Annotated in this window: 22 protein-coding genes; 11 read left to right on the plus strand and 11 right to left on the minus strand. The window is 75.6% G+C overall.

Going from position 1 to position 23,471, the window contains the following annotated elements; translation table 11 throughout:
* Positions 1-26: 26 nt before the first annotated feature.
* Together FJK98_RS10380 and FJK98_RS10385 are read right to left on the minus strand one after the other, a co-directional pair.
* Positions 27-443, minus strand: a complete 417-nt coding sequence (locus FJK98_RS10380; protein ID WP_145918829.1) for a DUF2795 domain-containing protein — start codon at positions 441-443, stop codon at positions 27-29.
* 62 nt (positions 444-505) lie between these two features.
* Positions 506-1,489, minus strand: a complete 984-nt coding sequence (locus tag FJK98_RS10385; RefSeq protein WP_145918830.1) for a YihY/virulence factor BrkB family protein — start codon at positions 1,487-1,489, stop codon at positions 506-508.
* Positions 1,490-1,656: 167 nt separating this feature from the next.
* Between FJK98_RS10385 and FJK98_RS10390 the strand changes: the two genes are divergently transcribed.
* Positions 1,657-2,058, plus strand: a complete 402-nt coding sequence (locus FJK98_RS10390) for a ChaB family protein (RefSeq protein ID WP_145918831.1) — start codon at positions 1,657-1,659, stop codon at positions 2,056-2,058.
* 51 nt (positions 2,059-2,109) lie between these two features.
* Here the strand turns inward: FJK98_RS10390 and FJK98_RS10395 are convergent, their stop codons facing one another.
* On the minus strand, positions 2,110-3,543 hold the full coding sequence (locus FJK98_RS10395) for an aldehyde dehydrogenase (protein WP_145918832.1): 1,434 nt from the start codon (positions 3,541-3,543) through the stop codon (positions 2,110-2,112).
* Positions 3,544-3,613: 70 nt separating this feature from the next.
* On the opposite strand from FJK98_RS10395, the gene FJK98_RS10400 reads away from it, so the two are divergent.
* Positions 3,614-5,218 (plus strand): NAD(P)/FAD-dependent oxidoreductase, encoded by a 1,605-nt coding sequence (locus tag FJK98_RS10400; protein ID WP_145918833.1) that lies wholly within the window; start codon positions 3,614-3,616, stop codon positions 5,216-5,218.
* A gap of 28 nt (positions 5,219-5,246) precedes the next feature.
* Here the strand turns inward: FJK98_RS10400 and FJK98_RS10405 are convergent, their stop codons facing one another.
* Both FJK98_RS10405 and FJK98_RS10410 read right to left on the minus strand, forming a co-directional pair.
* The gene (locus FJK98_RS10405; protein ID WP_145918834.1) at positions 5,247-6,014 is read right to left on the minus strand and encodes a polyprenol monophosphomannose synthase; all 768 of its coding nucleotides are present in this window, start codon (positions 6,012-6,014) and stop codon (positions 5,247-5,249) included.
* An 89-nt stretch (positions 6,015-6,103) separates the two neighbouring features.
* The gene (locus tag FJK98_RS10410) at positions 6,104-6,553 is read right to left on the minus strand and encodes an SRPBCC family protein (protein ID WP_309236825.1); all 450 of its coding nucleotides are present in this window, start codon (positions 6,551-6,553) and stop codon (positions 6,104-6,106) included.
* A gap of 184 nt (positions 6,554-6,737) precedes the next feature.
* On the opposite strand from FJK98_RS10410, the gene FJK98_RS10415 reads away from it, so the two are divergent.
* From FJK98_RS10415 to FJK98_RS10450, 8 genes are read left to right on the plus strand one after another with little or no spacing between them, the layout of a single operon-like run.
* Positions 6,738-8,435 carry an HAD-IIIA family hydrolase gene (locus FJK98_RS10415; protein WP_145918836.1) on the plus strand — a complete coding sequence of 566 codons (1,698 nt, stop codon included), beginning with the start codon at positions 6,738-6,740 and terminating at the stop codon, positions 8,433-8,435.
* Entirely contained in the window at positions 8,432-9,394 is a 963-nt protein-coding gene (locus tag FJK98_RS10420; protein ID WP_145918837.1) for a glycosyltransferase, read from the plus strand. Before FJK98_RS10415 ends, FJK98_RS10420 begins: the two co-directional genes overlap by 4 nt.
* Entirely contained in the window at positions 9,379-10,596 is a 1,218-nt protein-coding gene (locus FJK98_RS10425; protein ID WP_145918838.1) for a glycosyltransferase, read from the plus strand. The genes FJK98_RS10420 and FJK98_RS10425 overlap by 16 nt, the downstream gene beginning before the upstream one ends.
* Positions 10,596-11,381 (plus strand): SIS domain-containing protein, encoded by a 786-nt coding sequence (locus tag FJK98_RS10430; protein WP_145918839.1) that lies wholly within the window; start codon positions 10,596-10,598, stop codon positions 11,379-11,381. The genes FJK98_RS10425 and FJK98_RS10430 overlap by 1 nt, the downstream gene beginning before the upstream one ends.
* Positions 11,378-12,862 (plus strand): PfkB family carbohydrate kinase, encoded by a 1,485-nt coding sequence (locus tag FJK98_RS10435; RefSeq protein ID WP_145918840.1) that lies wholly within the window; start codon positions 11,378-11,380, stop codon positions 12,860-12,862. Before FJK98_RS10430 ends, FJK98_RS10435 begins: the two co-directional genes overlap by 4 nt.
* Positions 12,859-13,560, plus strand: coding sequence for an SDR family oxidoreductase (locus tag FJK98_RS10440; RefSeq protein WP_145918841.1), 702 nt, complete (start codon positions 12,859-12,861; stop codon positions 13,558-13,560). Before FJK98_RS10435 ends, FJK98_RS10440 begins: the two co-directional genes overlap by 4 nt.
* The gene (locus FJK98_RS10445; RefSeq protein WP_145918842.1) at positions 13,557-14,534 is read left to right on the plus strand and encodes a glycosyltransferase family 9 protein; all 978 of its coding nucleotides are present in this window, start codon (positions 13,557-13,559) and stop codon (positions 14,532-14,534) included. Before FJK98_RS10440 ends, FJK98_RS10445 begins: the two co-directional genes overlap by 4 nt.
* Before the next feature lies 1 nt (position 14,535).
* Complete coding sequence (locus tag FJK98_RS10450) at positions 14,536-15,519, plus strand: DNA topoisomerase IB (protein ID WP_145918843.1); 984 nt, start codon at positions 14,536-14,538, stop codon at positions 15,517-15,519.
* 202 nt (positions 15,520-15,721) lie between these two features.
* Here FJK98_RS10450 and FJK98_RS10455 read toward each other — a convergent pair whose 3' ends face one another.
* The 5 genes from FJK98_RS10455 to FJK98_RS34530 form a co-directional block, all read right to left on the minus strand.
* On the minus strand, positions 15,722-16,756 hold the full coding sequence (locus FJK98_RS10455; RefSeq protein ID WP_145918844.1) for a helix-turn-helix domain-containing protein: 1,035 nt from the start codon (positions 16,754-16,756) through the stop codon (positions 15,722-15,724).
* 237 nt (positions 16,757-16,993) lie between these two features.
* The gene (locus tag FJK98_RS10460) at positions 16,994-17,497 is read right to left on the minus strand and encodes a hypothetical protein (RefSeq protein WP_145918845.1); all 504 of its coding nucleotides are present in this window, start codon (positions 17,495-17,497) and stop codon (positions 16,994-16,996) included.
* A gap of 63 nt (positions 17,498-17,560) precedes the next feature.
* Positions 17,561-19,192 carry an ATP-dependent DNA helicase RecQ gene (locus FJK98_RS10465; protein ID WP_145918846.1) on the minus strand — a complete coding sequence of 544 codons (1,632 nt, stop codon included), beginning with the start codon at positions 19,190-19,192 and terminating at the stop codon, positions 17,561-17,563.
* Between the two features lie 173 nt (positions 19,193-19,365).
* Positions 19,366-20,316 (minus strand): TIGR03557 family F420-dependent LLM class oxidoreductase, encoded by a 951-nt coding sequence (locus tag FJK98_RS10470; protein WP_145918847.1) that lies wholly within the window; start codon positions 20,314-20,316, stop codon positions 19,366-19,368.
* Positions 20,317-20,411: 95 nt separating this feature from the next.
* Entirely contained in the window at positions 20,412-20,537 is a 126-nt protein-coding gene (locus FJK98_RS34530) for a hypothetical protein (protein WP_255470159.1), read from the minus strand.
* A 139-nt stretch (positions 20,538-20,676) separates the two neighbouring features.
* Here FJK98_RS34530 and FJK98_RS10475 point away from each other — a divergent pair, with 139 nt between their 5' ends.
* The gene (locus FJK98_RS10475) at positions 20,677-22,164 is read left to right on the plus strand and encodes a glycoside hydrolase family 3 protein (RefSeq protein WP_145918848.1); all 1,488 of its coding nucleotides are present in this window, start codon (positions 20,677-20,679) and stop codon (positions 22,162-22,164) included.
* Positions 22,165-22,175: 11 nt separating this feature from the next.
* On the opposite strand, the gene FJK98_RS10480 is transcribed toward FJK98_RS10475, so the two are convergent.
* Positions 22,176-23,402, minus strand: a complete 1,227-nt coding sequence (locus tag FJK98_RS10480) for a cysteine desulfurase-like protein (protein WP_145918849.1) — start codon at positions 23,400-23,402, stop codon at positions 22,176-22,178.
* Between the last annotated feature and the right edge of the window lie 69 nt (positions 23,403-23,471).

Consider the following 23,471-nt stretch of genomic DNA (forward strand, 5'->3'; position numbering starts at 1 on the left):
CTCATCCGGATCGTGGGCCGATCCGGTCACCAACGCGTCGTCTCGTTCCGGTGCCCGAGTGCGGCCCACACCTCGGAAATCGTCTGGAAACGGGTGCCCTCCGGCAGGCGCTCCAGGGCGGCCACGAGGTCGTCGGGCGCGTCGTTCTCCCGGGCGTTGGCGACAAGCGTCAGCCGGTCCCCGGGCAGGGCCGTCATCGTGATGAACCGACCCAGCCGACTGCGCGCCTCCACGTCCTGCGGACTCATTCCCTGCGGGGTGCCGGTGCGCAGGTCGCCCGCCGGTGCCGTGGTCGCCCCCGGCTGGTCCTCGCCGGCCGGCTCCGCCTCGCGGAACTCCTCGACCCGCGAGCCACCGGCCCCCGACCCCTGGACGAGGCCGCTGACCTCCTGGCTCATCTGGTCATCGACCCTCGGTGCGTGCTTGCTGCTGCCACGTTCCATGCCTGTTGTGCTACCCGCGCCCGCCCCGGGGAAACACCGGCCCGGACGCCGGACCCGACGGGTCACGAACCGGCGGTGGCCTTCGGCGGCAGCACCGGCTCACCCGGGTCGTCCTCGCCCGCCTGCAACCGACGCCCCCGCTGCAACTCCGCGTTGATCTGCACCCCGAACATCAGCGCCGAGTTCGACAGGTACAGCCACACCAGGAAGGCGATCACCGCGCCCAGGCTGCCGTAGGTGACGTCGTACGAGCCGAAGTTGGCCACGTACAGGCCGAAGCCGAAGGAGACGACGATCCAGGACAGCAACGCCACCGCCCCGCCCGGGGTGAGCCAGCGGAACCGGGGCTGCCGGACGTTGGGGGCGATCCAGAACATCAGCGACAACAGCGTCATCATCACCAGCGCCAGCACCGGCCACTTCGCGACGCTCCACAGCGTCCGGGCCAGCCCGCCGGCACCCACCAGGTCGCCCACCGCGTCGGTCACCGGGCCGCTGACGATCAACCCCAGCGCCACCACCGCGAGCAGCAGCAGCGACAACCCGGCCAACCCGATCTGCAACGGGCGCAGCCGGTAGAACGGGCGACCCTCCTCGACCCCGTAGATCGCGTTGGAGGCCCGGGTGAACGCGCCGATGAACCCGGACGCCGACCACAACGCGCCCAGCAGACCGAAGCTGAGCAGCACCTTCGTCCCGCTCTGCTGGTCGACCACGGTGCGCACCGCCGACACGAAACCCTCGTTGCCGACCACCGAGCCGGCCCCGATGTCGCGGGCCAGGTCCAGCACGGTGTCCACCGTCCGTTCGCCGTCGGAGACCAGCCCCACCAGGGCCACCACCACGACCGTGGACGGGAACAGGGCGAGCACGCCGTAGTAGGTCAACGCCGCCGCCCAGTCGGCGCAGTTGTCCTTCACGAAGCTCCGGCCGCTGCGGACCAGCACCCCGCGCCAGGTCGACCAGCTCAACTGGCGTACCCGGCGGGGCACGCGCATTTCCGACCCGCCACCGGCGACCGTGGCCGGCTCCGTCGTCGCTGCCATGCTCGGCTCCTCGTCGCCCGACGACCCGGCGGACCCGGCGTCCGGCGCGCGTCTGGGCGGGGCGGTACCCGACGGCGGAAATCGACAAACCCGACGTCGGCGTTTGCCGGTGCCGGCGCAGGGAACCGTTCGGTCAGCCAGACGAAGTCGACGCGGAGGAGGACGGGATGCCCGGGCGCGAGGTACTGCCCAGCACGCTGCGACGCTCCCCGGAAAAGGCGCAGCGCACCTGGGAGAAGACGCACGACTCGGCGGTGGAGACCTACGGCGAGGGGGAGCGGGCGCACCGCGCCGCCTTCGCCGCCGTCAAGCACAGCTTCGAGAAGGTCGGCGACCACTGGGAACCGAAGGGCCGCAAGGGGCCCAGCGACCGGCAGGCCGAAGGCGGCGGCCCCGCCCGCCGGGCCCCCACCGCCGGTGGGGTGGACGCCAACGCCACCAAGGACCACCTGATGCAGGTGGCGAAGAAACTGGACGTGCCCGGCCGCAGCCGGATGACCAAGCCGGAACTGGTCAAGGCCATCGAGAAGGCCAACAACCGGGCCACCCGCAAGGCCCGCGGCGACTGACCGGCGGTACGCGCGGAACGCGGGGCCGCCCCGGTCAGGGGCGGCCCCGGTTCACCAGTGCCCGCCGGCCGGCGGTTGCAGGTGCACCGCCTTGACCGTGCTGAACTCGTCCAGCAACTCCGGGCCGTACCCGAAGCCCTGGCCGCTGCCCCGGCGCGGCTGCGCGGCACCACCCGGCGCGCCCCCGAACACCGCGTTGACCTTCACGGTGCCCACCGGCAGCTCCCGCCAGGCCCGCTGGGCGTGGCTCATCGACCCGGTCAGCACCGTCGCCGCCAGCCCGTACGGCGAGTCGGCGGCACACCGCAGCGCCTCGCTGAACGAGTCCACCGTCACCACGGCCGCCACCGGCCCGAACGTCTCCTCCCGGACCACTGTCATCTCGTGCCGGCAGTCGGTGACCACCGTCGCCGGATAGAACGCCCCCGGCCCGTCCGGCAGCACCCCACCGGCGCGCAGCGTCGCCCCCTGTGCCACCGCCGCCGTGACCTGCCCGTGCACCTGGTCGCGGTGCCGCCGGTCGACCAGCGGGCCCAACTCGGTCGCCGGGTCCCGGCCCGGCCCGACGACCAGCGCCCCGGCCCGCTCCACCAGCGCGTCGACGAAGTCCTCGGCGACGTCGCGGTGCGCGTAGATCCGTTCCACCGCCACGCAGAGCTGCCCGGCGTTGGCGAACGCCCCGAGGGCGGCCTGCTCGGCCGCCCAGCGCGGGTCCACCCCGGCGTCGACCACCAGCGGGTCGCTGCCGCCGTTCTCCAGCAGCGCCTTCGCCCCGGTCCGGGCGCAGGCCGCGGCGATCGCCCGGCCGGTCGCGGTGGCCCCGACGTGCGCCACCACGTCCACCGGCTGCGCGGCCAGCGCCGCGCCCACCTCCGCGCCCCCGGTCAGCAGGGACAGCACCCCCGCCGGGAACACCCCGTCGAACAGCCGGGCCAGCAGCCACCCGGTGACCGGGGTCCGCTCGCTCGGCTTGTAGAGCACCACGTTGCCGGTGACCAGGGCCGCGCCGAGCAGCCCGCAGGAGACCGCCACCGGGTCGTTCCACGGGGTGATCGCGGCCACCACCCCCCGCGCCTGCGGCAGCATGAAGTCGATCGCGTCGCCGTCGCCGTGCAGCGTCCGGCCGCCGCGCAGCGGGCCCAGCTCGGCGTACTGGCGCAGGGTGCCGACGCCGGCCGCCACCCCGCCCCGGGCGTCGCCCAGCGGCTTGCCCATCTCCGCCGTCGTCGCGGCGGCCAACTCCTCGGCCGCCGCCGCCACCGCGTCCGCCGCCTCGTGCAACAGGTGCGCCCGCCCGGCCGCCGACGTCGCCGCCCACTCGGCGGCCACCTCCCGCGCCGCCTCCACCGCCTTGGCGACCTCGTCCGCCGTCGCCACCGGCACGGTGCCGACCGGCCTGCCGTCCGCCGGATCGAGGACGGTCAGCTCACCGCCCGCCCCGCCCGCGCCCCACACCCCACCGATGAGTTGCTCCACCCGGTACATGCGGCGGGATGCCCCGCTCCCGCCGAAGCAAACGCGTTTCGCCCGGTTGCCGGCCGGGTAGCCGGATCTGATGATCTCGCCGGGCACGGACACCGCGGACGCCGTCGTCATCGGTGCCGGACACAACGGCCTGGTGGCCGCCAACCTGCTCGCCGACGCCGGCTGGGACGTCCTGGTGCTGGAGGCGACCGGCGCGCCGGGCGGGGCGGTACGCTCCGCCGAGGTCACCGCCCCCGGCTACCTCAGCGACCTGTACAGCTCCTTCTACCCCCTCGGGTACGCCTCCCCGGTGCTGGCCGGCCTCGACCTGCCCCGCCACGGGCTGACCTGGACGCACGCCCCCGACGTGCTGGCCCACCTGCTGCCCGACGGGCGGGCCGCGGTGATCAACCGGGACCTGGACAGCACCGCCGCCTCGCTGGAGACGTTCGCCCCCGGCGACGGGGACCGCTGGCGGCACGCGTACGCCGACTGGGCGCAGGTGTCCGGGCCGATGCTCGACGCCATCACCACCCCGTTCCCCCCGGTACGCGGCGGGCTGGGCCTGCTACGCCAACTGCGGGTCGGCGGCGCGTTGCGGCTGGCCCGCCGCCTGGTCCTGCCGGTCCGCAAGCTCGGCGCGGAACTGTTCACCGGCGAGGGCGGCCCCGCGCTGCTGGCCGGCTGCGCCCTGCACACCGACCTGTCCCCCGAGGAGGCCGGCTCCGGCGTGTACGGCTGGCTGCTGGCCATGCTCGGCCAACAGATCGGCTGGCCGGTGCCGGTCGGCGGCGCGCAGCGGATCACCGACGCGCTGGTGGCCCGGCTCACCGAACGGGGCGGCCGGATCAGCTACCGGGCGGAGGTCGACCGGGTGCTGACCGCCCGGGGCCGGGCGATGGGCGTCCGCACCGTCGACGGACAGCTGTGGCGGGCCCGCCGGGCGGTGCTCGCCGACGTGCCCGCCCCCGCCCTCTACCTGGACCTGGTCGGGGCCGCCCAGCTACCGCCCCGGCTGGTCGAGGACCTGGCCCACTTCCGCTGGGACGGCTCCACCCTCAAGGTCGACTGGGCGCTGTCCGCCCCGCTGCCGTGGACCAACCCGGCGGTGGCCGGCGCCGGCACCGTGCACCTGGGCGCCGACCTCGACGGGCTCACCGGCTACTCCGCCGAACTGGCCCGGGGTGAGATCCCGACGACCCCGTTCCTGCTGGCCGGGCAGATGACCACCGCCGACCCGACGCACTCGCCGGCCGGCACCGAGTCGCTGTGGGCGTACACCCACCTGCCGTTCCGGCGGCACTGGCGGGCCGAGGACATCGCCCGGCAGGTGCAGCGGATGGAGGACGTGCTGGAGGCCGCCGCCCCCGGGTTCCGCGGCCTGGTCGTCGGCCGGCACGTCGCCGGGCCGGCCGAGCTGGAACAGGGTGACCCGAGCCTGGTCGGCGGGGCGTTGGGCGGCGGCACCGCCGCGGCGTACCAGCAGCTGTTCCTGCGCCCGATCCCCGGCCTGGGCCGGGCCGACACCCCGGTCGACCGGCTCTACCTGGCCAGCGCGTCGGCGCACCCCGGCGGCGGGGTGCACGGCGCGCCCGGCGCGAACGCCGCCCGGGCGGCGCTGGCCCGCGACCGCGCCGTCACCGGCGGCGTGTACGCCGGCGTCATCGACGCCGCGCACCGGACGCTCTACCGCTGAACCGTCCACCCACGACCCCGTTACGGGGTCAGGAGTCCAGGTTGCGGTGCCGGGTGCGCAGCTTGAACGGCATCAGCGCGCTCTCCACCTTGGTCGCGGTGGTCATCTTGGACATGCCGTCGCGCCGCTCCTCGAACCGGATCGGCACCTCCAGGATGGTGTGCCCCAGCTTGGTGGCCAGGTAGTGCATCTCCACCTGGAAGCTGTAACCGTTCGACTGCACCCGGTGCAGGCCGATGTCGCGCAACGCGTCGGCCCGCCAGATCTTGAAGCCGGCGGTCAGGTCGCGGATGCGCACCCGCAGCAGGGTGTGCACGTAGAGGTTGGCCCAGCCGCTGAGTGCGCGCCGGTAGAGCGGCCACGCCTCGTCGAGCTGCCCGCCCGGCACGTACCGCGAACCGATCACCACCCCCGCCCGGGTGGACAGCAGCGCGCCCAGCATCCCCGGCAGCGCCTCCGGCGGGTGCGACAGGTCGGCGTCCATCTGCGCCACGTACTCGGCACCGTCGTCGAGGGCCCGGCCGATGCCGTCCACGTACGCCCGCCCCAGGCCCTCCTTGCCGGCCCGGTGCACGACCTGCACCCGGTCCGGGTTCTCGATGGCCAGCTTGTCGGCCACCTCACCGGTGCCGTCCGGCGAGTTGTCGTCGGCGACGAGCACCTTCAGGCCCGGCAGCGGAAGGGCCAGCAGCCGGTCGACCAGCACCGGGAGGTTGCCCGCCTCGTTGTAGGTGGGGACCACGACGGTCAGGCGTGCGTCCCGCCACGGTGACGGCAGCTCCACGGGTTCGATCATCTCGGACATCCTCAGTCGCGGTCGGCATTCCCCCACAGGGTAGCCAAAAGCCCGGCGGACCCCCGCCGAGGCTCCCCGCGACCGTCCGGTCACCGTTCGGTGCGCGCGTCGGCCTTCTGCCGGGTGGCGATGTCGGAGAGCCGGCGCAGCGTCTCCCGGTTGCGTTGGTGCAGCACCAGGTCGTTGAGCTTGTTGCGGACCCAGCGCAACGGGCCGGCGGCGAAGTCCTCGCCGATGCGGACCCGGGTCGCGCCGTCCCCGGTCGGGGTCAGGGTGAACACCACGACCGCCTCCCCGGCCGGCCACAATCCGGCCCGCAGCACCAGCCGGTGCGGCGGCTCGCAGACCAGCACCGTCGAGGCGTCCTCCAGGGAGAACGGCCAGGGACCGGCCCGGTGGTGCAGTCGGGTGCCGACCCGGGGCCACTGCGCGTCGACGTCGCGTACGTGCACCGTGCCGACCACCCAGTCGCTGTACGTCCAACCGTCGGCCAGCACGTCGAAGACCTGCTGCGGGGGTGCATCGATCACTTTCTCCACGGCTGCCACCGCTGAGCAGTACCCGGGCCCGCCCGGCCTAACCCGCCGCGTTAGCTTCTCCGGGCCGACGGGTAACGCTGCACCGACGCGGGCGGGTCGACGGCGCGTGCCGGGGAGCGGGCCGGGCGGCGTACCGCCCGGTAGGGCCAGGTTTACTCCCCGGGGCCTCGGGAACCCGCCGCCCGTGCGACGGGACGCGGAGCCGTATCAGCGCAGGTCAGGCCGGGTTGATCCGGTCACTGGCCGGGGCGGCCGCGCACTGTACGACGCGGTGCTGCTCGACCGGGACGGCACCCTGATCGAGGACGTGCCGTACAACGGCGACCCCGACAAGGTACGCCCGGTGCCCGGTGCGCGGGCGGCGCTGGACCGGCTGCGCGCCGCCGGGCTGCGGCTCGGTGTGGTCACCAACCAGTCGGGGCTGGCCCGGGGGCTGTTCACCGCCGCCCAGCTGCGGGCGGTCAACGCGCGGGTCGAGGACCTGCTCGGCCCCTTCGACACCTGGCAGTGCTGCCCGCACGACGAGCGGGCCGGCTGCGCCTGCCGCAAACCCGCGCCCGGCATGGTGCACGCCGCCGCGCGGGCGCTCGGCACCACCCCGGACCGCTGCGTGCTGGTCGGGGACATCGCCGCCGACCTGGGCGCCGCCGCCGCGGCCGGCGCCGCCGGGGTGCTCGTGCCCACCCCCACCACCCGGGCCGTCGAGGTGGCCGCCGCCGGGCAGGTCGCCGCCGACCTGCCCGCCGCCGTGGAGCTGATCCTCACCCGGTCCGCCCTGGTCGCCGGGCCACCGCCGCACCGGGCCGGCACCGTACTGGTGGTCCGCAGCGACTCCGCCGGGGACGTCCTGGTCACCGGCCCGGCCGTCCGGGCCGTCGCCGCGTACGCCGAGCGGGTCGTGCTGCTCTGCGGCCCCCGGGGCCGCGACGCCGCCGCCCTGCTGCCCGGCGTCGACGAGATCGTCGAGTGGCCGCTGCCCTGGATCGACGGCGCACCCGACCCGGTCGACCCGGCGGACATCGACCGGCTCACCGACCGGCTGCGCGCCGTACGGGCCGACGAGGCGGTCGTGTTCACCTCGTTCCACCAGTCGCCCCTGCCGCTGGCGCTGCTGCTGCGGCTGGCCGGCGTGCCGAGGGTCAGCGCGATCAGCGACGACTACCCGGGCTCGCTGCTCGACGTGCGGCACCGGGTCCCCGTCGGGCTGCCCGAGCCGGAACGCGCGCTGTCGCTGGCCGCCGCCGCCGGTTTCGCCCTGCCCACCGGCGACGATCCGCGACTGCGGGTCCGCGCCGACCGGGTGCCGCCGACGCCGGCCGGGCTCGGCGACCCCGGCTACCTGGTGCTGCACCCCGGTTCGGCGGTGCCGAGCCGGGCCGTGCCGCCCGACCTGGCGGCCCGGATCGTGCGGACGCTCACCGCCGCCGGCCACCGGGTCGCGGTCACCGGCGGACCCGACGAGACGGCGCTGACCGCCCGGGTGGCCGGTGACACCGGCATCGACCTGGGCGGCCGGACCGGCCTCGCCGACCTGGCCGCCGTGCTCGCCCACGCCGGCGCGCTGGTGGTCGGCAACACCGGGCCGGCGCACCTGGCCGCCGCGCTGGGCGTGCCGGTGGTCAGCCTGTTCGCCCCCACCGTCCCCTACGGACAGTGGGGGCCCTACCGGGTGCCGACGGTCCGGCTGGGCGACGCCGCCGCCCCCTGCCGGGACACCCGGGCCACGGTCTGCCCGGTGCCCGGCCACCCCTGCCTGTCGGCCGTCGAACCGGGTCGGGTCCTCGACGCGGTACGCCTGCTGGGCGTCCCCGCCGACGTGCCGCCGCCCGTCGGCGCGGTCGGGGTGACGCCGGTGCCGGCCGGGCGGGGGAGCCGGCGATGAACATCCTGCTCTGGCACGTGCACGGCTCCTGGACCACGTCCTTCGTGCACGGCAAGCACCGCTACCTGGTGCCGGTCACCCCCGACCGGGGCCCGTACGGGCTGGGCCGGGCGCGCACCTACCCGTGGCCGGACAGCGCCGTCGAGGTGACCCCGCAGCAGTTGCGCCACGCCGATGTCGACGTGGTGCTGCTGCAACGCCCCGAGGAGTACGACCTGGCCAGACAGTGGCTCGGCCGGGCGGTGCCGGCGGTCTACGTGGAGCACAACACCCCGAAGGGCGACGTGCCGAACACCCGGCACCCGATGGCCGACCGGGACGATCTGCTGCTCACCCACGTCACCCACTTCAACGAGCTGTTCTGGGACAACGGGACCACCCGCACCGCCGTCGTCGAACACGGCGTGGTCCCGCCAGCGGTGACCTGGACCGGTGAGCTGGACCGGCTCGCCGTGGTGATCAACGAGCCGGTACGCCGGGGGCGGATCACCGGCACCGACCTGCTGGCCCGGTTCGCCGGGATCGCCCCGCTGGACGTCTACGGCATGCAGGTGGCCGGGCTCGCCGACCACCTCGGACTGCCGGCCGACCGGTTGACCAGCCACGACGACGTCCCGCAGCACCGGATGCACGCCGAGCTGGCCCGCCGGCGGGCCTATCTGCACCTGTGCCGGTGGACCTCGCTGGGGTTGAGCCTGATCGAGGCCATGACGATCGGCATGCCCGTGGTCGCGCTGGCCACCACCGAGGCCGTGGAGGCGGTGCCGCCAGGGGCGGGGGCGCTGTCCACCCGGATCGACACCCTGCTGGCCGCCGCCGCCCGGTTCGTCGCCGACCCCGCCGAGGCGCGTCGCGCGGGTGCCGGGGCGCGTACCGCCGCGCTGGGCCGTTACAGCCTGGACCGTTTCCTCGCCGACTGGGACCGCCTGCTGGAGGAGGAAGTATGCGCATCGCGATGATCTCCGAGCACGCCAGCCCGCTCGCCGTGCTGGGCGGTGAGGACGCCGGTGGGCAGAACACGCATGTCGCGGAACTCTCCGCCGCGCTGGTGGCGGCCGGCCACGACGTCCGGGTCTACACCCGACGCGACGCCGTCGACCTGCCGGTCGCCGTCCGCGCCCCGGACGGGTACGAGGTGGTGCACGTACCCGCCGGCCCGGCCGAGCCGGTCGCCAAGGACGCCCTGCTGCCGCACATGAAGGAGTTCAGCCACTGGCTCACCGGCCGCTGGCGGGGCGGGGACTGGACGCCGGAGGTGGTGCACGCGCACTTCTGGATGAGCGGGCTGGCCGCGCTGGCCGCCGGCCGGCAGACCGGGGTGCCGGTGGTGCAGACGTACCACGCGTTGGGCACGGTCAAGCGGCGTCACCAGGGGGTGCAGGACACCAGCCCGGCCCGGCGGATCGGCTACGAACGGGAACTGGGGTGCGCCGTCGACCGGGTCATCGCCCAGTGCCGCGACGAGGTCGGGGAACTGGTCCGCCTCGGCGTCCCCCGGTCCCGGATGACCGTCGTGCCGTCCGGGGTGAACCTGGACACCTTCGCCCCGCTCGGCCCGGCCGTCGACCGCGACGCCGACCGGCCCCGGGTGCTCACCGTCGGCCGGCTGGTGGAACGCAAGGGCTTCCAGACGGTGATCCGGGCGATGGCGCTGGTGCCCGACGCCGAGTGCGTGGTCGTCGGCGGGCCGCCCGCCGGGCTGCTGGAGACCGACCCGTACGCCCGGCGGCTGCGGGCGCTCGCCCGCACCTGCGGGGTCGCCGACCGGGTCCGGCTGGTCGGGGCGGTGCCCCGGGAGGAGATGGGCCGCTGGTACCGGTCGGCCGACGTGCTGGTCGCCGCCCCCTGGTACGAGCCGTTCGGGCTGACCCCGCTGGAGGCGATGGCCTGCGGGGTGCCCGTCGTCGGCACGGCGGTCGGCGGCATCCGGGACACCGTGGTCGACGGGGTGACCGGTGACCTGGTGCCGGCCCGGGACCCGCAGGCGCTGGGCGACGCGCTGGCCGGCCTGATCGACGACCCGGCCCGCCGCTACGGCTATGCCACCGCCGCGTTGCAGCGGGCCCGCCGCAGCTACTCGTGGGCCACCGCCGCCGACCGGTTGACCGAGGTGTACGCCGAGGTCGCCGCCGTACGCAGGCCGAGCCGGGTGGTCGCCTGATGACGACCTCGACCCGGGCGGCGCGGGCCGGCCTGCTCGACGCCCACCTGACCCTGCTGGCCGAGGCGCTGCTGCCGTACCGTGCGGCGGAGCCGTTGCTGGCCCGCTGGGGCACCGAACTGGCCGGCATCCTGGTCGGCGGCGGGCGGTTGCTGGTCGCCGGCAACGGGGGCAGCGCCGCCGAGGCCCAGCACCTCACCGCCGAACTGGTCGGCCGGCTGCGCGACGAGCGCCGGCCGCTGTCGGCGATCGCCCTGCACGCCGAGACCTCCGCGCTGACCGCGATCGGCAACGACTACGGCTACGACGAGGTCTTCGCCCGCCAGGTGCGGGCCCACGGCCGTCCCGGCGACGTCCTGCTGCTGATGTCCACCAGCGGGGCCAGCGGCAACCTGCTCGCCGCCGTGGCGGCCGCCCGGGAGGCCGGGCTGCGCTGCTGGGCGTTCACCGGCCCGACGCCGAACCCGCTCGCCGACGCCTGCCACGAGGCGCTCGGCGTCGCCTCGCCGGACAGCCAGGTGGTGCAGGAACTGCACCTGGTCTCCACCCACGTGCTCTGCGAGTACGTCGACCGGGCGCTGCCCACGGCGTTGACCGCGCTGGCCGGCCAGGCGGCGGCCGCCGAGGTCGCCGCGTCGCCGGCCCGGCCCGTGGACCCGGCGGCGGACGTTCCGGTGGCCGACGACCCGCCCGGCCCGCCGGTGGCCGACGGCGGGCCGGTACGGGCCGGGGTGGAGGTGGTCGTCGACCCGGCGGCCGACGGACGGCGCGGGGACCCGGCGTGAGGGGCCCGCTGGTGGTGGTCGGGGACACCCTGCTCGACCGGGACGTCGAGGGGGTGGTGAACCGGCTGTGCCCCGACTCGCCGGTGCCGGTGCTGGACGAGACGGCCGCCGCCGACCGGCCCGGCGGGGCGGGCCTGGCCGCCGTCTTCGCCGCCGCCGCAGGTGCCGAGGTGGCGCTGGTGACCGCGCTCGCCGACGACGCCGGGGCGGCCCGGCTCAGCTCCCTGCTCACCGCCGCCGGGGTGCAGGTGTACGGGCTGCCGCTGGCCGGGGCGACTCCGGAGAAGGTCCGGCTGCGGGCCCGGGGCCGGGTGCTGCTGCGCCACGACCGGGGTGGCGCGGCGGGGGAACCCGGCCCACCCGGCGAGGCGGTGCTGCGGCTGCTCGCCGGGGCGTCCGCGGTGCTGGTCAGCGACTACGGCCGGGGGGTGGCCCGACAACCGGCGCTGCGGGCGGCGCTGGCCGCGACCCGCGCCCCGGTGGTCTGGGACCCGCACCCCCGGGGCCCGGTCGCGGTGCCGGGGGTACGGCTGGTCACCCCGAACGAGCCGGAGGCCCGGGAACTGGCCAAGGTGCCGCCGGGCGGGTCCCGGCTGGCGGTCGCCGCCCGGGCCGGCCAGGGGCTGCGGGAACGCTGGCGGGCCGGCGCGGTGGTGGTGACCCTCGGAGGCGACGGCGCGCTGCTCTGCTCCGCCGGGGCGACGCCGCTGATGGTCTCCGCGCCGGTCAGCGCCGAGGGGGACACCTGCGGGGCGGGGGACCGGTTCGCCTCGGCCGCCGCGGTGGCGCTCGCCGGGGGCGCACTGGTCTCCGAGGCGGTCCAGGCGGCCGTCGGGGCGGCGTCGGCGTACGTGGCGGACGGCGGGGTGGCCGCCGCGCTGCCCGTACCGGTGCGGGACTGCCCGCCGGTGCTGGTCGGCGGCGGGGAACGGATCGGGGCCGCCGCAGCGGGCGCGGTGGTGGCCGAGGTCCGCGCGGCCGGCGGCACCGTGGTCGCCACCGGGGGCTGCTTCGACCTGCTGCACGCCGGGCACGTGGCGACGTTGCAGGCCGCCCGGCAGCTCGGCGACTGCCTGGTGGTGTGCCTGAACTCCGACACCAGCGTCACCGGCCTCAAGGGCCCCGACCGACCGGTGATCCCGCAGGGCGACCGGGCCCGGCTGCTCGCGGCGTTGAGCTGCGTCGACGCGGTGGTGGTCTTCGACGAGCCCACCCCGCACGCGACCCTGGGCTGGCTGCGGCCCGACATCTGGGTCAAGGGCGGGGACTACGCCACCGGCGTCGACGACGAGCCGACCCTGCCGGAGGGCGAGCTGCTGCGCCGGTGGGGCGGGGACAGCGTGGTGGTGCCGTACCTGGACGGGCGCTCCACCACCGACATGATCGCGGCGGCCCGGGGTGAACGCCGACGCACCGGCCGGCCGGAACGCGCCGGGTCCCCGGTGGGCCCGGCGCATCCGACGACGGAGGGAGCACGATGAGCAGCAGTCCACCCGGTGCCGGTCCGGCCGTCCTGGTCACCGGCGGGTCGAGCGGCCTCGGCGCGGCCGTGGTCACCGCCGTCGCGCGGGCCGGCGGACGACCGCTGGTGCTGGACCGGCGACCCCCCGACGACGGGGTGCCGTGGATCGAGTGCGACCTGGCCGACACCCGGGCCGCCGAGGAGGCCACCCGGGACCTGGCCGAGCGGGTCGGCGGGCTGGACGCGGTGGTGACCGCCGCCGGCATGGACGTGCCGGGCAGGCTGGCCGACGTCCCCCGCGACACCTGGGAACGGATCGTCGTGGTGGACCTGCTCGCCACGGTGGCGGTGGTCCGGGCCGCGCTGCCCTACCTGGAGGCGTCGAGGGGCAACGTCGTCACGGTCGCCTCCACCCTGGGCGTCAAGGCGGTCGGGGACGCCACCGCGTACTGCGCGGCGAAGTTCGGCGTGGTCGGGTTCACCCGGTCGCTCGCCGCCGAGCTGGCCGGCAGCGTCGGGGTGACCCTGCTCATCCCCGGCGGCATGCGGACCGCCTTCTTCGACGACCGCGACCCGCAGTACCGGCCGGGGCCGGACGCGAAACTCAACGACCCGGCCGACACCGCCGCCGCGATCATGTTCGCGCTGTCCCAGCCGCCCGGCAGCGTCGTGCGGGAACTGGTGGTCTGCGCCGAGCAGGAGACCTCGTACCCGTGATCCTGGTGCTGCGGGCGCTCGGCGTCGGTGACCTGGCCACGGCGGTGCCCGCCCTGCGTGCCCTGCGGGCCGGGCATCCGGGCGAGGAACTGGTGCTGGCCGCGCCGGCCTGGCTAGGCCCGCTGGTCGAGCTGGTCGGCGGGGTCGACCGGCTGCTGCCCACCGACGACCTCGGCCCGCCGCCCTGGCCCGTCCCCCCGTCGGCCGGCCGGTCGTCGCCCGGCGCGCCGCCGTGGTCCGGGCCGCCGCCGGAGGTGGCGGTCAACCTGCACGGACGCGGGCCGCGTTCGCACCGGATGCTGGCCGGCGCGGGCCGGCTGGTGGCCTTCCGGTGCCCGTCCGCCGGGCACCGCGACGGCCCCGACTGGGACGACGACGAGCACGAGGTGGACCGCTGGTGCCGGCTGCTCGACTGGTACGGCATCCCGGCCGACCGCACCGACCTGGCGTTGCACCGGCCACCTGCGGGCCGGCTGCCGGCCGGGGTGACCGTGGTGCACCCGGGCAGCAAGGTCGAGGCGAAGCGGTGGCCGGCGGACCGGTTCGCCGCGCTGGCCCGGCGGCTGGCCGACCGGGGGCACCGGGTGGTGGTGACCGGCTCGGCCGGCGAACGGGAACTGGCCGCCCGGGTGGCGGCCGGCGCGGGCCTGCCCGGGTCGGCGGTGCTGGCCGGCCGCACCGACCTGGGTGAGCTGGCCGCCCTGGTGGCCGCCGCCCGGCTGGTGGTCAGCGGGGACACCGGGGTCGGTCACCTGGCCACCGCCTACCGGGTCCCGTCGGTGCTGCTGTTCGGCCCGGTGCCGCCGGCCCGCTGGGGCCCGCCGGCCGACCGGCCGTGGCACCGGGTGCTCTGGGCCACGGGCGAGGATTGCGGCGTCGCGCCGGGGGTAGGTACGGCGGCGAGATGGGCGGCGCTCCCGGTCGACCGGGTGCTGGCCGCCGTGGACGAGGCCGAGGAAACGGTACGGGTCTGAGGTGCGACTGCGGCGCAGTGATCCGGGTCGGGCGGGGTACGGGCGTCGCCGACGCGGCAAGGGCTGGACCTTCCTGGACCGGCACGGGGAGCGGGTGCGGGACCCGGACACCCTGGCCTGGCTGGGCGAGCTGGTCATCCCGCCGGCCTGGTCCGACGTGTGGATCGCGCCATACCCCAACGGGCACATCCTGGCCACCGGCACCGACGCCGCCGGGCGCCGGCAGTACCTCTACCACCCGCAGTGGCGGCGCAAGCGGGACGAGGCGAAGTTCGACCACGTGCTGGAGGTGGCCCGCCGGTTGCCGACCCTGCGCGACCGGATCGCCGGTGACCTGGCCGGGCGGGGGCTGAACCGGGACCGGGTGCTGGCCACCGTCGTGCGGCTGCTCGACATGGGCACCTTCCGGGTCGGCAACGAGCAGTACGCCGTCGGGGAGGACGCCACCTTCGGCGTGTCCACCCTGCGCCCGGAGCACGCCCGGTCCCGGGGCGGCTGCGTGGTCTTCGAGTTCCCGGCCAAGGGTGGCATCGAGCAGGTCCGCCGGATCGAGGACCCGCAGCTGTGCCAGGTGCTGACCGACCTGCGGCGGCGACGGCGCACCGAGGAACGGCTCTTCGGCTACTGGGACGGGCGGGTCTGGCGGGACGTGCGCAGCGACGAGGTCAACGGCTACCTGCGCGACGCCAGCGGCGGCGAGATGACCGCGAAGGACTTCCGCACCTGGCACGCCACCGTCCGGGCGGCCACCGAGCTGGCGACCGTGGGGACGCAGCGTTCGGTCACGGCCCGTCGGCGGGCGGTGGCCGGGGTGATGCGGGAGGTCGCTGAGCTGCTCGGCAACACCCCCACGGTGGCCCGTACGTCGTACGTGGACCCCCGGGTGGTCGACCTCTACCACGACGGCGTGGTGCTGCCGGTGCCCGCCGACGCCCCGCGTGAGCAGGTCGAACGGTCGGTGCTGGAGTTGCTGGCGGAGACCTGACCGACCCCGCCGCTGTTCCTGGGGGGAGGCGCGACGGGGTCGGGGCGGGTGCGGCCGGGAGGCCATCCGGGGCGACGACGGTCGCGCCTGCGGAGGGGCTGCGGCACCGGGCGGCCGCCCGTGACCCACCTGGGTCACGGACGCCACGCCGCGGTCCCCCGTTACCGTCGGGCCGGCCGGTCGGGTGACCGTCGGCCCACTGTCAGTATGTCGGTCCCGGGTTGACTGCGGACGCCGTGCTGTTGTCGATCCGTGCCTGTTGGAGGTGCAGCGTCCGGTACGCCTGGGGGGTGAGCTGGTGGGCGGCCCGGAAGACCCGGCTGAAGTGCGCCTTGTCCCGGAAACCCCAGCGCGCGGCGACGGCCTGCACCGGCCGGTGGGCCAGCGCGGGATCGGCCAGGTCCCGCCGGCACCGCTCCAACCGCAGTTCCCGGATGTACGAGGCCACAGTGGCGTGCTCCTCCTCGAAGAGCCGGTGCAGGCTGCGTACCGAGATGTGGTGTGCCTCGGCGATGGTGGCCGGGGTCAGCCCGGCGTCACCCAGTCGCCGCTGGACGTACGCCCGCACCTGGGCGAGCAGCGCCCGGCGGCGTACCTCGCGGGGCATCTCGTCCTCGGCGACCAGGTACCGGCCGAGCATGGTGGAGATCAGGTCCAGCGCCACCCCGCCCAGCCGCTCGGCGTCGGCCTGCTGGTACTGCTCCGGATGGGTGGTGATCCGGGTCAGGTACTGGGCAACCAGCGCGCCGATCCCCTCGCTTGCCGACATCCGGCCGGCCAGCAGCGGGGCGAGCTGGTCCGGGGTGAGCGGGATCGCCCCGTAGGGGACCAGGGCGACGATCGAGGCGGCGTGCTCCGCGCCGTTGCCGTCGCCGAGGTGGCTCACCTCGTGCGGCCGGGAGCCGTCGTAGAAGGTGAATTCACCGGGGCCGAGCCGGCTCTCCCGCCCGGCCTGCCCGGCGACGCCGGTGCCGTTGGTGGTGAGGGCGAGCATGTGGAAGTCCACCTCGGTGCGCCGGACCAGCTTCGGGGTGCGGACCGCCTCCAGTGACGGGTAGCGGTAGCGCACCAGCCGGATCGGGCCCAGCTCGACGAACTCGGCGCGGGCCCGGAAGTCGTGCTGGTGGTCGGAGCGGATGCGCAGCGGCGCGGCGGTCCGGGCGACCAGGTCCAGCCACATCCCGAACCGTTCCGTCGGCGGCAGTTGTTCGGTGTCGATCACCGTGCGGTGCACCATGTCCGGCCTCCCCGTCGGCGGGCACTTCCCCTCCATTCTGGACGAAGACCCCACCGGCCCGCTCCGCGCGGGGTCCGGGTGGGCGGTCGGGTTTGCTGCTTCGCCGATTCAGCGGCATCGAAGTGCCCGGGACACCGCACCATCGGCGACATTGGGTCGACCACGGCCGACCGGCCGACGAGACGGCGACGGGCCGGGCCGCCGTGAGGCTGGCCCGGCCCGTCGCCGTGGTCGACGTCAGTCGTTGAGGACCTGGGAGAGGCGGTCGCGGAACTTGCGCTCCGAGTCGCTGACCTGGTCGCCGCCGAGGCCGAGCAGCCCCCCGCTGGACGCCGCCCCGACCACCTGGTCGGCGATCTCCACCAGCCAGTGCCGGTACGCCCCGGCCTCGCCCTCGTCCACCTTCGCGGCCAGCAGGGTGGCCGCCTGTCCGGCCCGGACCAGCACGTCGTCGATGAGCGCCTGCGGGTCGGCCGGCGAGATCACCGGGAGTTCCTCGCCGGCCTCCGGGTCGCCCACCCGGGAGACGATCTCCCCGGCGACGGCGGCGACGAGCGGGCTGGCCGACTCCCGGCCGGCGGAGATGGTCTCCAGCCCGGCCGCGTTCTCGGCGCGGGTGCGTCGGGCGCCGTCCGACTCGGCGGCGCTGGCCGCGGTCAGGACCGACTGCGGCAGGCCGACCAGCAGCCCCCACTCCTCGTCGGAGAACCCGAACCCGGTGTACGCCGGCTGTTCGATCACGACTGAGCCCCTCTCGGTTCGTTTCACTGCAGGCACCGCACGCGGGCGGTCGCCCGGGTCAGGCTAGTCCAGCGTCAGCAGACCCTGTTCGGACACCACGCGCACGGAGAGCGTCTTGTAACCCACCTCGTCGAAGAGCACCGTCATCCGGTCCTCCTCGCAGTTGAGCACCAACCCGGGGCCCCACTCCGGGTGCCGCACCTGGCTGTGCACCGGGAACGGGCCGACCGCGCCGTCGCTTGCCACGCTGGTGCCGGCGTGGCAGTTGTCGCAGTGCCCGCAGACCTGCGACATCTGCTCGCCGAAGTAGGCCAGCAGCACCTGCCCCCGGCAGCCGGTGGTCTCGGCGAAGGCGCGCATCATGTCGGTACGCGAGCGGGTCACCGTCTGCTGCCGTTCGGCCTCGGCCAGGGCCGCCGCGCCCGCCTCGACCGGGGTGGGGGAGTAGCGCGGTGCGCCGATCTTCTGCCCGGCCCGGGGTTCGGCCGCCCCGATCTGCTCCAGCAGGGCCAGGTACTGCCCGAGCTTGCGCGGCCCGAGGCCGGTCGCCTCGCGCAGCGCCTTCTTCGTCGTCGCCCGGCGACGCAGCAGCGCGGCCAGGTCCCGCAGTTCGGTCTCGTCCGGCAGGCCGCCGGAGAAGAAGCGTTGCAGGCCGACGTCCTCGGCCCGCCACAGCAGCAGCACCCGGGCCGGCGCACCGTCGCGCCCGGCCCGGCCGATCTCCTGGAAGTAGCTGTCCGGCGAGTCGGGCAGCGCCATGTGCACCACCCAGGCGATGTTCGGCTTGTCGATGCCCATGCCGAACGCCGACGTCGCCACCATGATCGGCACCTGGTCGGCGAGGAACGCCTCGTGCAGCCCGTGCCGGGCGGCGGTGGGCATACCGCCGTGGTAGTACTCCGCCGGGAAACCGGCCGTGGTCAGCCGCTCGGCCAGCACCTCGGCGGCCCGCCGGGTCGGCACGTAGATGATGCCGGGCCGCTCGTCGTCGCGTAGCAACGCGATCAGCCGCCGCCAGCGGTAGTCGTCGGTGGGGCAGTAGGCGACCTCGACGAACAGGTTCGGCCGGTCCAGCCCGGAGACCACCACCTCGGGGTCGCGCAGCCGCAGCCGGGCGATGATGTCGTCGCGTACCGGTGGGGAGGCGGTGGCGGTCAGCGCCACCACCGGCGGACGGCCGAGACCGTCGATCAGGTGGCCCAACGCCAGGTAGTCGGGGCGGAAGTCGTGCCCCCACGCCGAGATGCAGTGCGCCTCGTCGATCGCCACCAGGGCCGGTCGCAGCGACTTCACCTCGGCCATCCGGTCGGGGTTGGCCAGCGCCTCCGGGGTGATGAAGAGGAACTCCGCCCGCCCCTGCCGGATCTCCTCGATCGCCTCGGCCTGCTGGGCGGCGCTCTCGTCGGAGCTGATCCGGACGGCGCGCAGCTCGGGGCGCTGGCGTTCGTTGAGCGCGGCGATCTGGTCCTGCTGGAGGGCCAGCAGGGGGGAGATCACCACCGTCGGCCCGGGGATCAGGCTCGCCGGGATCTGGTAGATCGCCGACTTGCCGGCTCCGGTGGGGAGCACCACCAGGGCGTCGCGTCGTTTCATCACCGCGCGCATGGCGGCGAGCTGGTTGGGCCGCAGCGCTTTCCAGCCGAACAGGCTGCGCGCCGCGCGGCGCAACGTCGTCGAGTGCATGGACAGCTTCATCGAGGGCCGGAGGTACCCGGGCGGATCGACCCCGAAACCGCCCCCACCGGATCGGGCACACCGCCCATGCCGGCCGGTACGGCGCAGGTCAGGCGCGGTGACCGGGTGCGCACGCCCGGTCGACCACGGGTCACCGACGGCGGTGCGTGTCGGTGACCCGTGGACGGTGGGATTCAGCGCAGGTGGGGGAGCACCTCACGTTGGTAGAGGTCGAACAGGCCCGGCCAGTGCGGGCCGGCGTTGCCCACGTAGACCTCGTCGAAGCCGGCCTTGGCGTACCTGTCGATCATCTCCAGGTGCGCGTCGGCGCTGTTGCCGCAGACGAAGCCCTGCCGCACCTGATCCGGCGTGACCAGTTGGGCCGCCTGCTCGAAGTGCCGGGGGGAGGGCAGCACCTGGGACAACTCGCCCGGCACCCCGGCGTTGGGCCACGTCTCGTACGCGATCCGCGCGCCCTCGTCCTCGGTGTCGGCGTACGCGGCCTTGAAGCCGGCCTGGCACGGCTTGTCGCCGCCGCCGTTGTCCCGGAACCGGCTGACCAGGTCGCCGTCGGGCATCATGCTGACGTAGCCGTCGCCGATCCGGGCGGCCAGGTCGACGGCCTTGGGTCCGAAGCCGGAGACGTACACCGGCGGGGGTGTGTCGGGCAGCGTGTAGACGCGGGCGTGCTCCACCGTGTAGTGCCGGCCGTGGTGGTTGACGAAGTCGCCCCGCCACAGTTCCCGCATTACCTCGACGGCCTCCTCCAGCATCTCCAGCCGGACGTCGGTCTGCGGCCAGGCGTCGCCGAGGATGTGCTCGTTGAGCGCCTCGCCGGTGCCGACGCCGAGGACGAACCGGCCGGAGTGCATGACCGCGCTGGTCGCCGCCGCCTGCGCCAGCACCGCCGGGTGGATGCGGACCGTGGGGCAGGTCACCGCCGTGCTCACCGGCAACGTGGTGACCTGGCTCAGCGCCCCGATGACGGACCAGACGAAGGGGCTCTGCCCCTGGGCGTCCGTCCACGGGTGGTAGTGGTCGGAGATCCACAGTGCCTGGAAGCCGGCCCGCTCGGCGGCCCGGGCCTGCTCCAGCAGTTGCGCCGGGGTGAACTCCTCACTGGACAGGAAGTAGCCGATCCTCATGGTGCCCCCTCGCTGGGCGCGCCGCCGGGTGCGGCGTGACACCCGCTAGCGGTACCCCGGCCGGCGCGGGATCAGTCGGCCGGCGACGGCCGAACTCAGCGGCGGCCGAACATGGCCCGGATGGCGGCCAGCAGCAGCAACCCGCCGACCACCAGGCCGAGCAGGCGTACGCCGGGGATGTCGGCCGGCGAGGTGGCGTCGGCGAGCGGCGGCAGGTCCATCCCCGCACTGTCGCACGTCGCCCCGACCGACGCCAGACAGTAACAGTAAGGTTTATTGACTATTACCTCGCCCGGTGTGACCATGGCAGCACCGCGACGGCATCGGGCCGTCGACACGCGACGGGGGTACCGGGGCCGGATGAACGAGCGCAACCTGGCGGGTCTGGCCGCCACCGTCCTGCAACCCGGCTTCGTCGGCACCACCCCGCCCGACTGGGTCTGCCGGTGGCTGGCCGAGGGGCTCGGCGCGGTGGTGCTGTTCGCCCGCAACGTCGTCGACCCGGAACAGGTGGCCGCGCTCACCGCGACGCTGCGCGCCGAACGCCCCGACGTGCTGGTGGCCATCGACGAGGAGGCCGGCGACGTCACCCGGATCGAGTCCGGCCGGGGCAGCTCCCGCCCCGGCAACCTCGCCCTCGGCGCGGTCGACGACCCGACGCTCACCGAGGACGTGGCCCGCGACCTCGGCGTCGAACTCGCCGACCTCGGCGTCACCCTCAACTACGCCCCGGACGCCGACGTCAACATCAACCCGGCCAACCCGGTGATCGGGGTGCGTTCCTTCGGCGCCGACCCGCACCTGGTGGCCCGGCACACCGCCGCCTGGGTACGCGGCCTCCAGTCCGCCGGCGTCGCCGCCTGCGCCAAGCACTTCCCCGGCCACGGCGACACCCGGGTCGACTCGCACCACGACCTGCCCCGCATCGGGGCCAGCCGGGCCCGCCTGGACGCCGGTGAGCTGGTCCCCTTCCGGGCCGCCGTCGCCGCCGGGGTGCAGGCGGTGATGACCGGGCACCTGCTGGTCCCCGCCCTCGACCCCGACCTGCCGGCCACCCTCAGCCGCCGCATCCTCGGCGACCTGCTCCGCGAGGAACTGGGCTTCTCCGGCGTGGTGGTCACCGACGCGGTGGAGATGCGCGCCGTCGCCGACCGGTACGGCTTCGCCGGCACCGCCGTCCGGGCCCTCGCCGCCGGAGCGGACGCGATCTGCGTCGGCGGTGAACGCGCCGACGAGGCCGCCGCCCGCTACCTGCGCGACGCGATCGTGGCCGCGGTGCTCGCCGGTGAGCTGCCCGAGGAACGCCTCGCCGAGGCCGCCAAGCGGGTCGGTCAGCTCGCCGAGTGGAGCGCCGCCGCCCGCGCCGGCCGGCCCGACCCCGCCCCGCGCCCCGCCGACGGCTCGCCGGTCGGCCTGACCGCCGCCCGGCGCGCGGTACGGGTCAGCGGCGACGCGGTCAGCCGGCTGCCGTTGACCGCCGCCGCGCACGTGGTCGAGTTCGCCGCGCCGCACAACATCGCGATCGGCGCGGAGACCCCGTGGGGGCTCGGGGCCCCCCTGGCCGACCTGCTCCCCGGCACCACCACCGTCCGGCTCGCCGAGGCCGACCTGCCCGCCGACCCGACCGCCGGGGCGGCCGGCCGGCCACTGGTGCTGGTGGTGCGGGACCTGCACCGGCACCCGTGGATGCGGGCCGCGGTCGACCGGGCGCTGGCCACCCGCCCGGACGCCGTGATAGTCGAACTCGGCCTGCCCGAGCTGGTCACCGGCGGGCTGCACCTGGCCACCCACGGCGCGACCCGGGCCGCCGCCCGCGCCGCCGCCGAACTGCTCACCGGAACCCGCTGACCCGCCCGCCCTCAGCGGTTCGCCGGCTCCCCCCGGTCGGCCAGCCGGTCCAGCTCGGCCAGCAGCCGGTCCACCTCGTCGACCGTGTTGTAGTGGTAGACGCTCGCCCGGACGGCGCCGCCGCTGTCGCGCAGCCCGAGCGACTGGAAGTACTCGTAGGCGTAGTAGTCCCCACTGGACAGGCAGAGCCCGGCGGCGCCCAGCGCGGCGGCCAGCCCGGCCGGCGTCCACCCGGCCAGCCGGAACGACACGGTCGGGCAGCGCCGCCCGCCGGCCGGCAGGACGCTGACCGCCGGCCGGGCGGCCAGCCCGGCGGCCAGCCGGGCGAACAGCGTCCCCTCGTACGCCTGCGCGGCGGCCAGCCCGGCGCGGACCCGGGCCCGCCGGTCACCGGTGGCCGTCGGGTCCAGCCCGGCCAGGTGGTCGACGGCGGCGGCCACCCCGGCGAGCAGCGGGAAGCTCGGCGTGCCGGCCTCGAACCGGTCGGGCACCGCGTCGGAGGAGGGGACCAGCTTGGCCGGGCGCAGCCCCGCCCAGCGGGCCGGGTCGGCCACCACCGCCGCCAGGTGCGGGCCGGACCACTTGTAGGCGCTGGTGACGAGGAAGTCGGCACCCGTGGCGGCCAGGTCGGTGGGGCCGTGCGGCACCGAGTGCACGCCGTCCACGCAGACCAGCGCGCCGGCCGCGTGGGCCGTCGCGGCGATCGCCGCCACGTCCGGCACGGTGCCGGTCGCGTTGCTGCCGGCGGTCACCGCCACCAGTCGGGTCCGCCCGCCGACCAGGTCGGCGTACTGGTCGGCGGGCAGGTCGCCGGTGACCGGGTCGAACTCGGCCCAGCGTACGGTCGCCCCCGCCGCCCCGGCCGCCTGCACCCAGGGCCGCACGTTGGCGTCGTGGTCGAGCCGGGAGACCACCACCTCGTCCCCGGGGCCCCAGTCCGCGCCCAGCGTCCGGGCCAGGGTGTACGTCAGCGCGGTCGCGCTCGGCCCGAGCACCACCCCGTCCGGGGCCACGCCCAGCAGGTCGGCCACCGCCGTCCGGGCCCCCGTCACCAGCTCCAGTGACCGGCGGCCGGGCAGGAAGGCGGTGCTGCGGTTGCCCACCGCGATCCGCATCGCGTCGGCCACCGCGTCGATCACCGACCGGGGGGTCTGGGTGCCACCGGCACCGTCGAAGTGGGCGAAACCCTCGGCGAGCGCGGGGTACGCGGCCCGGGTACGGGTGATGTCGAACGGCATGTCCGGACCCTAGCCCGCCCACCCGCCCCGAAGATCCACCCGGGTGCCGGGGTGGGCGGCGTCTCGTAC

It is taken from the genome of Micromonospora sp. HM134 (assembly GCF_007833915.1).
Lineage (GTDB): Bacteria > Actinomycetota > Actinomycetes > Mycobacteriales > Micromonosporaceae > Micromonospora > Micromonospora wenchangensis.

Bases quoted from the DNA above. Each gene is read 5' to 3' on its own strand.
- FJK98_RS10420 (WP_145918837.1), top strand. From the start codon at position 8,432: ATGAACATCCTGCTCTGGCACGTGCACGGCTCCTGGACCACGTCCTTC.
- FJK98_RS10425 (WP_145918838.1), top strand. From the start codon at position 9,379: ATGCGCATCGCGATGATCTCCGAGCACGCCAGCCCGCTCGCCGTGCTG.
- FJK98_RS10455 (WP_145918844.1), bottom strand. From the start codon at position 16,756: ATGGTGCACCGCACGGTGATCGACACCGAACAACTGCCGCCGACGGAA.
- FJK98_RS10395 (WP_145918832.1), bottom strand. From the start codon at position 3,543: ATGTACCGGGTGGAGCAACTCATCGGTGGGGTGTGGGGCGCGGGCGGG.
- FJK98_RS10480 (WP_145918849.1), bottom strand. From the start codon at position 23,402: ATGCCGTTCGACATCACCCGTACCCGGGCCGCGTACCCCGCGCTCGCC.
- FJK98_RS10440 (WP_145918841.1), top strand. From the start codon at position 12,859: ATGAGCAGCAGTCCACCCGGTGCCGGTCCGGCCGTCCTGGTCACCGGC.
- FJK98_RS10390 (WP_145918831.1), top strand. From the start codon at position 1,657: ATGCCCGGGCGCGAGGTACTGCCCAGCACGCTGCGACGCTCCCCGGAA.
- FJK98_RS34530 (WP_255470159.1), bottom strand. From the start codon at position 20,537: ATGGACCTGCCGCCGCTCGCCGACGCCACCTCGCCGGCCGACATCCCC.
- FJK98_RS10465 (WP_145918846.1), bottom strand. From the start codon at position 19,192: ATGAAGCTGTCCATGCACTCGACGACGTTGCGCCGCGCGGCGCGCAGC.
- FJK98_RS10470 (WP_145918847.1), bottom strand. From the start codon at position 20,316: ATGAGGATCGGCTACTTCCTGTCCAGTGAGGAGTTCACCCCGGCGCAA.
- FJK98_RS10385 (WP_145918830.1), bottom strand. From the start codon at position 1,489: ATGGCAGCGACGACGGAGCCGGCCACGGTCGCCGGTGGCGGGTCGGAA.
- FJK98_RS10475 (WP_145918848.1), top strand. From the start codon at position 20,677: ATGAACGAGCGCAACCTGGCGGGTCTGGCCGCCACCGTCCTGCAACCC.
- FJK98_RS10400 (WP_145918833.1), top strand. From the start codon at position 3,614: ATGATCTCGCCGGGCACGGACACCGCGGACGCCGTCGTCATCGGTGCC.
- FJK98_RS10405 (WP_145918834.1), bottom strand. From the start codon at position 6,014: ATGATCGAACCCGTGGAGCTGCCGTCACCGTGGCGGGACGCACGCCTG.
- FJK98_RS10380 (WP_145918829.1), bottom strand. From the start codon at position 443: ATGGAACGTGGCAGCAGCAAGCACGCACCGAGGGTCGATGACCAGATG.
- FJK98_RS10430 (WP_145918839.1), top strand. From the start codon at position 10,596: ATGACGACCTCGACCCGGGCGGCGCGGGCCGGCCTGCTCGACGCCCAC.